General features: G+C 65.3%; 8 protein-coding genes, 1 tRNA gene and 2 pseudogenes. 6 read left to right on the forward strand and 5 right to left on the reverse strand.

The window, feature by feature from the left end; translation table 11 throughout:
* The first annotated feature begins 5 nt into the window (after nucleotides 1-5).
* The 4 genes from ACYVH8_RS15600 to ACYVH8_RS15615 are packed head-to-tail and all read left to right on the forward strand — an operon-like array spanning nucleotide 6 to nucleotide 4,496.
* Nucleotides 6-1,259, forward strand: coding sequence for a D-amino acid dehydrogenase (locus ACYVH8_RS15600; RefSeq protein ID WP_460489730.1), 1,254 nt, complete (start codon nucleotides 6-8; stop codon nucleotides 1,257-1,259).
* A 46-nt stretch (nucleotides 1,260-1,305) separates the two neighbouring features.
* Nucleotides 1,306-2,154, forward strand: a complete 849-nt coding sequence (locus tag ACYVH8_RS15605; RefSeq protein ID WP_460489731.1) for an HDOD domain-containing protein — start codon at nucleotides 1,306-1,308, stop codon at nucleotides 2,152-2,154.
* A complete protein-coding gene (locus tag ACYVH8_RS15610; protein WP_460489732.1) occupies nucleotides 2,151-3,038 on the forward strand; it encodes an MBL fold metallo-hydrolase in 888 nt (295 codons plus the stop codon). Before ACYVH8_RS15605 ends, ACYVH8_RS15610 begins: the two co-directional genes overlap by 4 nt.
* 15 nt (nucleotides 3,039-3,053) lie before the next feature.
* The gene (locus tag ACYVH8_RS15615; protein WP_460489733.1) at nucleotides 3,054-4,496 is read left to right on the forward strand and encodes an NAD(P)H-hydrate dehydratase; all 1,443 of its coding nucleotides are present in this window, start codon (nucleotides 3,054-3,056) and stop codon (nucleotides 4,494-4,496) included.
* 4 nt (nucleotides 4,497-4,500) lie between these two features.
* Here the strand turns inward: ACYVH8_RS15615 and ACYVH8_RS15620 are convergent.
* Nucleotides 4,501-5,256, reverse strand: a pseudogene (locus ACYVH8_RS15620) (SDR family oxidoreductase).
* A 27-nt stretch (nucleotides 5,257-5,283) separates the two neighbouring features.
* The gene (gene rnr, locus ACYVH8_RS15625) at nucleotides 5,284-7,566 is read right to left on the reverse strand and encodes a ribonuclease R (protein WP_460489734.1); all 2,283 of its coding nucleotides are present in this window, start codon (nucleotides 7,564-7,566) and stop codon (nucleotides 5,284-5,286) included.
* 49 nt (nucleotides 7,567-7,615) lie between these two features.
* On the opposite strand from rnr, the gene ACYVH8_RS15630 reads away from it, so the two are divergent.
* A tRNA-Leu gene (locus ACYVH8_RS15630) sits at nucleotides 7,616-7,700 on the forward strand.
* Nucleotides 7,701-7,809: 109 nt separating this feature from the next.
* On the opposite strand, the gene rimO is transcribed toward ACYVH8_RS15630, so the two are convergent.
* A complete protein-coding gene (gene rimO / locus ACYVH8_RS15635; RefSeq protein ID WP_460489735.1) occupies nucleotides 7,810-9,198 on the reverse strand; it encodes a 30S ribosomal protein S12 methylthiotransferase RimO in 1,389 nt (462 codons plus the stop codon).
* 334 nt (nucleotides 9,199-9,532) lie between these two features.
* Between rimO and ACYVH8_RS15640 the strand changes: the two genes are divergently transcribed.
* The gene (locus tag ACYVH8_RS15640; RefSeq protein WP_460489736.1) at nucleotides 9,533-10,327 is read left to right on the forward strand and encodes a hypothetical protein; all 795 of its coding nucleotides are present in this window, start codon (nucleotides 9,533-9,535) and stop codon (nucleotides 10,325-10,327) included.
* Nucleotides 10,328-10,491: 164 nt separating this feature from the next.
* Here the strand turns inward: ACYVH8_RS15640 and ACYVH8_RS15645 are convergent, their stop codons facing one another.
* Together ACYVH8_RS15645 and ACYVH8_RS15650 are read right to left on the reverse strand one after the other, a co-directional pair.
* Nucleotides 10,492-11,277 (reverse strand): gamma-glutamyl-gamma-aminobutyrate hydrolase family protein, encoded by a 786-nt coding sequence (locus ACYVH8_RS15645; RefSeq protein ID WP_460489737.1) that lies wholly within the window; start codon nucleotides 11,275-11,277, stop codon nucleotides 10,492-10,494.
* Nucleotides 11,278-11,335: 58 nt separating this feature from the next.
* Nucleotides 11,336-11,451: pseudogene (locus tag ACYVH8_RS15650) on the reverse strand (IS5-like element ISCARN85 family transposase); the annotation flags it as partial.

An 11,451-nucleotide genomic window follows, 5' to 3' on the forward strand; every position in this document is an offset into this window, starting at 1 on the left:
GATACATGAAAATTGCAGTCATCGGCGCCGGCATCATCGGCGTCACCACGGCCTGGGAACTGGCCCGCGACGGCCACGAAATCACCGTCTTCGAGCGCCGCATCGCCGCAGCCGAGGAAGGCAGCTTTGCCAACACCGGCATCCTCGCGCCCGGCTACACAACCCCCTGGGCCACCCCGGGCATGCCCTTCAACATCCTGCGCCACCTCCTGTCACGGCATGCCCCGGTGCGCTTTTCACTGCCGCTCACCAGCAGCGACCTGGCCTGGATGTGGAAAAGCTGGCGCGCCTGCGCAGGCGACACCTATCTGCGCAACCGCCGGAATCTCCAGCATCTGGCCCGCTACAGCCGCGCGCGCCTGCAAGCGCTCGGCACGGGCCTGGAACTCGAATTCGATCGCAGCCAGGGCCTGCTGGTGCTGCTGCGCTCCGAGCGCGACCACACCCAGCTGCGACCCGGCCTGCAACTGCTCAAGGACCAGGGCATCGCCCATCGTGAACTCAGCGCAGAGGAGGCCCGCGCCATCGAACCGGCGCTCAACCCCGACACCGCCTTCCACGGCGCCCTGCACCTGCCCGACGACGAGGTCGGCAACTGCCGGCAATTCGTGCTGCTGCTCAAGAACGCCGCCCTGGCCCAGGGCGTGCAGTTCGATTTCAGCACCACGGTCGAACACCTGAGCCCCGGCCAGGGCATGAACGTGCAGGTGGCTGGCGAGGCGCAGCCGCGCCGCTTCGATGCCGCCGTGCTCTGCGCCGGTGTCGACTCGGCCCGCCTGCTGCGCCCGCTGGGCCTCAAGCTCCCGCTGGCCGCCGTCTATGGCTACTCGGTCAGCGCCACCGTGCGCGAACCGCTGAACGCACCGCGCAGCGCCGTGATGGACGAGCGCTACAAGGTGGCGATCGCCCGCCTGGGCAACCGGGTCCGGGTCGGTGGCGGCGCCGAACTGGGCGGTCGCTCCGAACGTCATCGCAAGGACGCCCTGCAGACTTTGTACAAGGTGCTGCAGGACTGGTTCCCCGGTGCGGCCTTGATGTCCAGCGGCGTGCAGATCTGGAAAGGCGCGCGCCCCATGCTGCCCGATGGCCCACCCCTGCTGGGCGCCAGCGGCATCCCGGGTCTGTGGCTGAACTGCGGCCACGGCTCCAGCGGCTGGACCCTGGGTTGCGGCTCGGCCCGCGCCCTGGCCGACCTGGTCGCGGGTCGGAAACCCGAGATCGCCCTCGAGGGCTTCGGCATCGAACGGCTGCGAGGCTGAGCAAGGATTGTGTACAGTAGATGCTCTCCCGGTCCACAATGCACCCATGAGTCCTGAACTGTCGCAAAAACTGGCGGCTGCCGTTGACGCCATGCCCGCTTTCCCAAAAAGTGTGCAGGCCATCCTGGACCTGACCCGGGACGTCAACTGCACGCCCAAGGACCTGGTGCAGGTGATCGACAAGGACCCGGTGGTCACGGTCAAGATCCTCAAGGTCGTGAACTCGGCCTACTACAGCCTGCCCAAGCAGATCACCTCGATCAACCACGCGGTGGTCTTCCTGGGTTTCAACACCATCAAGAACCTGGCCCTGGGCATCGCCGCCATCGGCATGCTGCCCAAGAGCAATGCCGCCGGCTTCGACGTGCAGCAGTACCTGCTGCACTCGCTGGCCACGGCCAGCATCGCACGCGAGCTGGGTACGCTCCAGGGCGACGCCGACCCCATGGACTGCTTCATTGCCGGCCTGCTGCATGATTTCGGCAAGGTGGTGTTCGCCCAGTTCATGCCCGAAGAGTTCCGCCTGGCCCTCGAAGCCAGCAAGGCCAACGGCAGTTCACTGCACGAGGCGCTGCGCCAGACCATCGGCGTGGACCACACGGTGGTGGGCGGCATGCTGGTCGAGAAATGGCGCTTTGCTCCCAAGCTGGTCGAGACCATCCAGAACATGCACGGCCCCGAGGTCAAGGACACCCCCATGGTGGCCTGCGTCTTCGCCGCCAACCAGATCGGCAAGAAGCTGCAGTTCGGCTTCGGCGGCAACCACTTCGTGGAACCGCTCCCGCCGGCCCTCGCCAGGCGGCTGGGGGGCGACCTCGACCACGTCATCGCCCGACTCGGCGATCTCCAGGCGCTCTTCGAGGAAGCGCAGGTCTTTTCCAGACTTGAATCATGAAGGTCAGGTTCTGGGGTGTGCGCGGTTCGATCGCCTCACCGGGGCCGCACACGGTGCGCTACGGCGGCAACACCACCTGCATCGAGGTGCGCACCGACACCAACGAGCTCATCATCCTGGACGCGGGCACCGGCATCTTCCCGCTCTCGCAGACCCTGCTGGCCGAGCTGCCGGTGCAGGCCAACGTCTTCATCAGCCACTCGCACTGGGACCACATCCAGGGCCTGCCCTTTTTCATCCCCAACTTCATCCCTGGCAATGTGCTGCGCCTGCATGGCGCCTTCGATCCGGTTTCGGGCCAGGGTGTGGAACAGGTCATGTCGGTGCAGCTGCAGTACAGCTATTTCCCGGTGCGGGAAGCCGAGATGAAGGGCACGATCGAGTACGTGACGCTGATGCCCGAGCAGAGCATCCAGGTCGGCAGCGCCACCGTCACACCCTACCTGCTCAACCACCCGGTGATCAACTTCGGCTACCGCATCGAGGCCAACGGCAAGTCCGTCTTCTTCACCGGCGACCATGAGCCCCCTTACAACATCTACAAGCCGGGTGACGCCGAGTACGCCGAATACCAATCCTTCGTCGACGAAAAACAGGCGGCCATCATCCGCGGCATGCAGGGCGTGGACGTTCTGATCGCCGACACGGCCTACACCGCCCAGGAATACCCGGCCAAGGTCGGCTGGGGCCACGGCACTTTCGCCTCCAGCATCCAGTACGCCACACAGGCCGGCGCCAAGGTGCTCTATTGCACCCACCATGAACCCACGCGCAGTGACGAGGCGCTGGAGACCGCCTACGCCCAGGCCAAGGCCGACAATCCCGTACCCGCCGGCGGGCCGGACATCCGTCTGGCCTTCGAAGGCCACGTCTACGAGTTCTGAGCCGGACCCGGCTTCATGCAGCGCATCACCACCGGTCCGTCCTATCCGCTGCACCATGCAGCCGCCACGCGGGCCCTGGAAGCCGCACTGGCGGCCACGCTGCCGCCTCATGCACTGATGCAGCGCGCCGGCCTGGTCACAGCCCGGCTGGCGCTGGCCATCGCCCCCCATGCGCGCACCTTCTGGATCGCCTGCGGTCCCGGCAACAACGGCGGCGACGGCCTGGAAGCCGCCCTGCACCTGCAGTCATGGGGCAAGATTGCCCTGGTCAGCTGGCTGGGGACGGCCGAGAGCGCCCCCGCCGATGCCCGCGCCTCGCACGCGCGGGCCGTGGCCGCCGGCCTGCGTTTTGTGGACGCACCGCCTGCAGACTGCGAGGCCTGCATCGACGCCCTGTTCGGCACCGGCGCGAGCCGTCCGGTGGCGGGCCGCATGGCCGGCTGGATCACCCACATCAATGCGCTGAAGGTGCCCGTGCTGGCCGTGGACCTGCCCTCGGGCCTGAACGCCGACACCGGGGCCACCACCGGCCCCTGCGTGCGCGCCAGCCACACGCTGAGCCTGCTGACGCTCAAGCCCGGGCTCTGCACGGCGCAGGGACGTGACCAGGCCGGTCAGGTCTGGCTCGACAGCCTGGGCGCCGATGCGGCCAGCACGCCGGCACAGGCCCGGCTGGGCTGTGCTCCGCAAGCCACGACCCGGCCACACGCCACGCACAAAGGAAGTTATGGCGACCTGGCCATCGTGGGCGGCGCGCCCGGCATGAGCGGTGCCGCTCTGCTGGCTGCCAGCGCAGCACTGCACCATGGCGCGGGCCGTGTCTACGTGGCACTGCTCGATGGCAGCGGCTTGAACCTGGACCCGACGCAGCCCGAACTGATGTTCCGCAGTCCCGAGGCCCTGGACCCGGCCGAACTGACCGTGGTGGCCGGCTGCGGGGGCGGCAGCGCCATCGCTGCGCAGCTGCCGCGCCTGCTATCTGCCACGCCCCGGCTGGTACTGGACGCCGACGCACTCAACACCGTTGCCCGGGACAGCCAGCTGGCCACCCTGCTGCGCGCCCGCGCGGCCCGCCGACGCCAGACCGTGCTGACGCCTCATCCACTGGAAGCGGCCCGTCTGCTGGGTCGCACGACGGCTGAAGTCCAGCAGGACCGGCTGGCTGCTGCGCAAGAGCTGGCACGGCAGTTCGTTTGCACGGTGGTGTTGAAGGGATCCGGCACGGTGGTATGTGCGCCTGGGGAAACGCCCGTCATCAACCCCACGGGCAATGCACGCCTGGCAACAGCCGGCACCGGCGACGTGCTGGCCGGCCTGATCGGTGCGCGCCTGGCGCGCGGCGAAAGCGCGTTTGATGCCGCTTGCGCTGCCGTCTGGCTGCACGGCCAGGCTGCCGATGCCTGGCCTCAGACCCAGCCACTGACGGCCGGTACCTTGGCCCGAGCCTTGGTCGGCTGAAGCTTCAGCCGCGCCCGACGAAGGGCATCTTGCTCGCCATCACCGTGTGGAACAGCACATTGGCCTCCAGCGGCAGATTGGCCATGTAGAGCACCGACTGGCCGACGATGGCCACGTCCATCAGGGGCTCGACGGCGATCTCGCCGCTGGCCTGCGGCACTCCCTTGGCCATGCGCGCGGCCAGCTCGGTCGCGGCATTGCCGATGTCGATCTGACCCACCACGATGTCGTGCTTGCGCCCGTCGAGCGAGGCCGTCTTGGTCAGCCCCAGCACGCCATGCTTGGTCGCCGTGTAGGCGATCGAATTGGGACGCGGTGCGTGCGCCGAGATCGAACCATTGTTGATGATGCGTCCCCCACGCGGGCTCTGCGCCTTCATGACGCGGAAGGCCTGCCGGATGCAGAGGAACATGCCCGTGAGGTTGATGTCCACCACGTTTTTCCACTGCTCCAGCGTCAGGTCTTCCAATGAAACACCCGGCGCATTGACGCCGGCGTTGTTGAACAGCAGGTCCACCCGGCCTCAGGCCTGCACGGTGGCGTCAAACAGCGCACCGACCGATGCGGCCTGGGCCACATCGGTCGGCAGCACCAGCGCACGCGCTGCGGCGCCGCTTTCGTGCGCCACCGCCTGCAGCGGCTCGCGCCGCCGCCCGGCCAGGGCCACGCACCAGCCGTCCTTCAGCAAGGCCAATGCCGCCGCCTTGCCTATACCCGTGCCCGCGCCGGTCACGATGGCCACCTTCTTCACTGCATTCATCCCGCTCGGTCTCCTGGTCTCGAAAAATCAACGGCGCGTCTTGCGCCCCTTGCCCCGGGCCTTGTCCGTGACCTTCTTGGCCGCCGCCTTGACCGAAACCTTGAGGGCCTGGATGGGCGAAGGCAAGGCGCGCTTGCTCGCATCGATGGCCTTCTTGCTGCGGGCCGCGCGCTTGAGCGAAGCCTTGCGCGGCGCACCGGCAGTCTCCCCGGCCTCCTCGTGCGGCAGGCCCTTGTCGCGCAGCGCACGGTTGATGAGTTCCTCGCCTTCACGCACCAGGCGGAAGTCGATACGCCGGCCGTCCAGGTCCACGCGGCTGACCTGCACGCGCACCCGCGTGCCGATGGCGTAGCGGATGCCGGTGCGCTCGCCACGCAGCTCCTGGCGCGCCTCGTCGAAGCGGAAGTACTCGCCGCCGAGTTCGGTGATGTGGATCAGGCCTTCCACGTACATGGCGTCGAGCGTGACGAACAAGCCGAAGCTGGTGGCCGCCGTGACCACGCCGCCGAATTCCTCGCCCAGGTGCTCGCGCATGTACTTGCACTTGAGCCAGGCTTCCACGTCGCGGCTGGCCTCGTCGGCGCGGCGCTCGTTGGCGCTGCAGTGCAGGCCCGCGGCCTGCCAGGCCATGAGTTCGGCGCTGATTTTTTTCGGCTTCTCACCCGAGACCTTCATCTTCGCGGCTTCGCTCTTCTCGATCCGCTTCGAGAGCTTGGCATGCGCCTCGCCCGGGGTCGGCAGGGCCGGCAGGTGGTAACGCGTCTTGCCAAGGATGGCCTTGATCACGCGGTGCACCAGCAGGTCCGGGTAACGCCGGATCGGGCTGGTGAAGTGGGTGTAGGCCTCGAAGGCCAGGCCGAAGTGGCCGCTGTTGTGTGGCGTGTAGATGGCCTGCTGCATGGAGCGCAGCAACATGGAGTGGATCTGCTGGGCGTCGGGCCTCTCCTTGGTGGCGATGGCAATCGCCTGAAACTCCGCCGGCGAGGGATCCTCGCTGATGGTCATGCCCACGCCGGTGGCCTTGAGGTAGTTGCGCAGCAGCTCGTTCTTCTCGGGCGTCGGCCCTTCGTGCACACGGAACAGGCCGGCGTGCTTGCTCTGGCCGATGAAATCGGCGCTGCAGACGTTGGCCGCCAGCATGGCTTCTTCGATCAGGCGGTGCGCGTCGTTGCGCGTGCGCGGCACGATCCTCTCGATGCGCCCGCTTTCGTCGCAGATGATCTGCGTCTCGGTGGTCTCGAAGTCCACGGCGCCACGCTTGGCGCGCGCCGCCAGCAGGGCGCGGTAGACATCGTGCAGGTTGAGCAGGTCCTGGACTCGGTCCTTGCGCTTGGCGGCTTCCGGGCCACGCGTGTTGGCCAGAATGGCCGCCACCTCGGTGTAGGTGAAGCGCGCGTGGCTGTGCATGATGGCCGGGTAGAACTGGTAGGCCGTCACCTCGCCCTCGTTGCTGACAAACATGTCGCAGACCATGCACAGACGATCCACATCGGGGTTCAGCGAGCACAGGCCGTTGGAGAGTTTCTCCGGCAGCATGGGAATCACGCGGCGCGGAAAATAGACGCTGGTGGCGCGCTCGTAGGCGTCCACGTCGATCGGCGAGCCGGTCTCCACATAGTGGCTCACGTCGGCGATCGCCACCAGCAGGCGCCAGCCGCGCTGAGCGTTGCGGCCACGTCCCTGGGTGGCGGACTCGCAATAGACGGCGTCGTCGAAATCGCGCGCATCCTCGCCGTCGATGGTGACCAGAGGCACGTCGGTGAGGTCGACGCGGTGCCTGTGGTCCTGCGCCTGCACCTTGTCGGGCAGGCTGCGCGCCTGCGCGATGCAGGCCTCGGAGAACTCATGCGGCACGCTGTACTTGCGCACCGCGATCTCGATCTCCATGCCCGGGTCATCGATCTCGCCCAGCACTTCCTTGATGCGCCCCACGGGCTGGCCGTAGAGTGCCGGCGGCTCGACCAGTTCGACCACCACCACCTGGCCGGCCTTGGCCTGGCCGGTCGCGCCCTTGGGGATCAGCACGTCCTGGCCGTAGCGCTTGTCCTCGGGAGCGACGAGCCATACGCCGCTTTCCTGCAGCAGGCGGCCGATGATGGGCTGCGCCGCGCGCTCCATGATCTCCACCACGCGCCCTTCGGGCCGCCCCTTGCGATCCAGGCGCACGATGCGCGCCTTGACGCGGTCCTTGTGCAGCACCGCGCGCATCTCATTGGGCGGCAGGTAGATGTCGGGCTCGCCGTCATCACGCACCACAAAACCATGACCATCACGGTGTCCGTTGATGGTCCCCTCGATTTCTTCCAGCAAGCCGCTGGAGCGCTCTGAATTTCTGATATACTTCTCTCTTTCCTGAGATGCCCAGATGGCGGAATTGGTAGACGCACTAGTTTCAGGTACTAGCGAGTAACATCGTGGAGGTTCGAGTCCTCTTCTGGGCACCACCAATATACGGTAAAACCAAACTGGTTTGACCCACAACAAGCCGCTGAAACCTCAGCGGCTTTTTTATTTCCCGGCTCGAGTGGAGCCAGGCACGTAAACAAAGACCGGTCAAACCGGCACCGCCACCAGATCGTGGCCCTGCGTGCCGACGATGCGCGCACGCGTGAACTCCCCGACCTTGAGCGTCTTGCTGATCTTCTCCGGCGGCAGCAGCTGCACCAGGCCGTCGATCTCCGGCGCGTCGGCGTAGCTGCGGCCCATCCCGCCCTTGCGGCCCAGAGCCGGCGCCGAATCGACCAGCACCTGCATGGTCGCGCCGATCCGGCGCTGCAGGCGCGCAGTGGACACCTCCTCGGCCACGGCCATGAAACGCGCGCGGCGCTCCTCGCGCAAGGCTTCCGGCAGCATGCCCGGCAGCTGGTTGGCTGCCGCGCCCTGCACGGGGCTGTAGGCAAAACAGCCGGCCCGGTCGATCTGCGCCTCGCGCAGGAAACCGAGCAGGTGCTCGAACTCCTCTTCCGTCTCGCCGGGGAAACCGGCGATGAAGGTGCTGCGGATCACCAGCTCGGGGCAGATCTCGCGCCAGCGCTGGATGCGCTCCAGATTGCGTTCACCGCTGGCCGGGCGCTTCATGCGACGCAGCACCTCGGGGTGGCTGTGCTGGAAGGGCACGTCCAGGTAGGGCAGCACACGCCCCGCCGCCATCAGCGGCAGGATGTCGTCCACATGGGGGTAGGGATAAACGTAGTGCAGGCGCACCCAGGCGCCGTGCGCCTCGGCCAGTTCACCCAGGGCCTGCACCAGGTCCAGCAAACGGGTCTTGACGGGCTTGCCGTCCCAGAAGCCGGTGCGGTACTTCACGTCCACGCCGTAGGCCGAGGTGTCCTGGCTGATCACCAGCAGCTCCTTCACGCCGCCTTCGAACAGGGCCTTGGCCTCCTTGAGCACATCACCGACCGGACGCGACACCAGGTCACCGCGCATGGAGGGGATGATGCAGAAGGTGCAGCGGTGGTTGCAGCCCTCGCTGATCTTCAGGTAGGCGTAGTGGCGCGGCGTCAGCTTGAGCCCGGCCTCGCCGAAGGCGCCCGGCACGAGGTCCACGAAGGGGTCGTGCGGCTTGGGCAGGTGCGCGTGCACCGCGTCCATCACCTCCTGCGTGGCGTGCGGGCCGGTCACGGCCAGCACGCTGGGGTGCATTTCCTTCACCATATTGCCGCCGCCCTCGCCGGTCTTGGCGCCCAGGCAGCCGGTCACGATGACCTTGCCGTTCTCGGCCAGGGCCTCGCCGATGGTGTCGAGGCTCTCCTTGACGGCGTCGTCGATGAAACCGCAGGTGTTGACAATCACCAGGTCCGCGCCCTGGAAGGTCTTGGAGGTCTGGTAACCCTCGGCGCTGAGCTGCGTGAGGATCAGCTCGGAATCGGTCAGGGCTTTGGGACAGCCCAGGGATACCATACCTATACGAGGTACGTAGTTTTCGTTTGTTGCACTCATAAGGCGCTATTGTCGCAGGTGCTGAAAAAGTGAGCTGACGTTCCTAGACAGCAATTTGTATACATCCGCCATGCCGAAATCGTTCACGCCCCCCACCATTGAGGACATGCAAAGTGGAAAACATCAAGCAGCCTTTGATGCAATCAACTCTGGGCCTGACCGTCGGAGGTCTAATCAGCTGGTGCGCTCACTGAGAGCGCTAAGCCTGAGACATACGAATTTCGACTACTTAAAGAAAATGCTGATGCCCTTAACGCATGGGCATTCGTTATCCTCATCCGCGACAAACCTCCACGAACCCCTATATCGAGCAGTCCTATGGCAGCAAAAGCCGATGAAGGTCAGCGAACTAGGGTGTCCACCAATCGAAAAGGTTGGATTGGGCCGCGCAAATACACCCGGAAACCCGTTGTTCTACGCAAGCGCAGGATGCCATTCAACGATCATGGAACTTGCGCCTAATTTAGGAGACCGGCTGGTCATCTCAAAGTGGCGGACAAAAACTAATCTGACGTTGGTATGTGTTGGCTATACAGCAAATGCTTTCAAGGGCGGGGAAGGATTCAAACGCATTGAGTCGCTTCCCTGGGTTAAACATCGAGCAGCAGACCCGCAGTCAAAAAAACCGGGCAATCAGTTGGTTCACGAGTTCATTTCACATGAATTTACAAAGAAAGTTCACGGAGATGAAACTTGGAATTACAAAATTTCAGCGGCGTTTGCCCACTCCCTTCTAAACGCCAAATCTTTTGGGCTTCAAGGAGCCCCCGTGATTGAGATTGCTGGAATCGCCTACCCCTCGTCACCCAACGAGGGCAATGCAGACAATGTGGCACTGAAATGCGAAATCGCAGCTAAGCACCTCGAGTTTGTGCATGCCCAATACATCGAAATTTCGCAAAAAACCGATGGTCCTACCTACTCCATGCGTGGGCTAGATTTTGCAAACAGCCTATCCGCTGACGGGAATATTGAGTGGCAAAACGCCTTCCCTCCAGATCGAATCGCCGGAACCGACCATACGGCCAGGTACCTTCCTGACAGATTCGAAATTGTCGACAACAAGAACGTAGTCGTCGGCAGTGTCCCTTACGACCAAGCGCCTACACCTGCAAGTCAGCCGACCTGAAAACCCCTAACGCGTAGCTGAAAACCAGTTCGTTAGGTCTTTGGGTTCGGACACCCGAGGCTGACGAAACCGACTTTGGGGGGCTGCGCAGCAGCAACGGGGGACAGGACTTCACTCATGGCCCGTATTGTCCCAGCATTCGCGGCCGGTGAACGCCGCCGACCTCAAAGCCCCGGCAGACGGCTCTGCGCAGCGGCCAGGAAGGCCTCCAGCAAGGGGTTGCAATCGAGCAGCTCGCCCCCCGCACCATGAAACTCGGGGTGCCACTGCACGCCGCACACAAAGCTGTCGCCGTTCCAGCGGATGGCCTCGACCACACCATCCTCGCTCTCGGCCTCCACCAGCACGTCACGCCCCAGGCGGTTGACCGCCTGGTGGTGGATGGACACGACCTGCCCCTCCCCCAGCCCGCCGAACCAGCCGCTCATCAGCCCGCCTGCCGTGAAACGCACCTTGTGCGCGTGCCGGTCGTAGTGACCGCTTTCGTGGTCGGCCGTGTCGGGCCGCTGCGTGCGCAGGTCCTGGTAAAGCGAGCCCCCCAGGGCTACGTTGAGCAGTTGCATGCCACGGCAGATGCCCAGCACGGGTTTGTCCGCCTCCATGAATTCGTGCACCAGCTCCAGCTCGTAGGCGTCGCGCACCGGGTCGCCGCTCCATTCGGGCCGCAGCGGCTCCTCACCATAGGCGCGCGGGCTCACGTCGGCGCCACCCTGCAGGATCAGGCCGTCGAGGTACTGCGCATAGTCGCGCAAACGGATGTTGCTGCGGATGAGCTCGCCGCCTTGCACGACCGAGGGCACCATGAGCAGCAGCACGTCGCGGGTCATGGCCCACTGGGCCACCGACTGCTCGAAGACCAGCAGGGTCTTGGTCTTGAGGCCGCTGGCGCCCGGCTCCGGGTGGAAGAGGCGGGCCGAGAGACCGATGCGCAGGGGAGGACGGCTGCTCATGCAGGCATTGTCGCGCGGTCGGCAATTCCCTGTGACCGGCGTGGCCAGCTAGGGCCTGTTAACACAAACCACGAAGGCCATCTGCCACGAGCACGAAGCTGAGAAAGCCAAGAAACATTGCATCGAGTTTCTCGAACCGAGAGAAGATGCGTCGGTAGCCCTTGAGCCGCCTGA

The sequence above is a fragment of the Curvibacter fontanus genome (assembly GCF_054780335.1).

What these genes read in the sequence shown, in the direction of transcription:
- ACYVH8_RS15600 (WP_460489730.1), top strand. Translation starts at nt 6, where the DNA reads ATGAAAATTGCAGTCATCGGCGCCGGCATCATCGGCGTCACCACGGCC.
- ACYVH8_RS15605 (WP_460489731.1), top strand. Translation starts at nt 1,306, where the DNA reads ATGAGTCCTGAACTGTCGCAAAAACTGGCGGCTGCCGTTGACGCCATG.
- ACYVH8_RS15610 (WP_460489732.1), top strand. Translation starts at nt 2,151, where the DNA reads ATGAAGGTCAGGTTCTGGGGTGTGCGCGGTTCGATCGCCTCACCGGGG.
- ACYVH8_RS15615 (WP_460489733.1), top strand. Translation starts at nt 3,054, where the DNA reads ATGCAGCGCATCACCACCGGTCCGTCCTATCCGCTGCACCATGCAGCC.
- ACYVH8_RS15645 (WP_460489737.1), bottom strand. Translation starts at nt 11,277, where the DNA reads ATGAGCAGCCGTCCTCCCCTGCGCATCGGTCTCTCGGCCCGCCTCTTC.
- ACYVH8_RS15640 (WP_460489736.1), top strand. Translation starts at nt 9,533, where the DNA reads ATGAAGGTCAGCGAACTAGGGTGTCCACCAATCGAAAAGGTTGGATTG.
- rimO (WP_460489735.1), bottom strand. Translation starts at nt 9,198, where the DNA reads ATGAGTGCAACAAACGAAAACTACGTACCTCGTATAGGTATGGTATCC.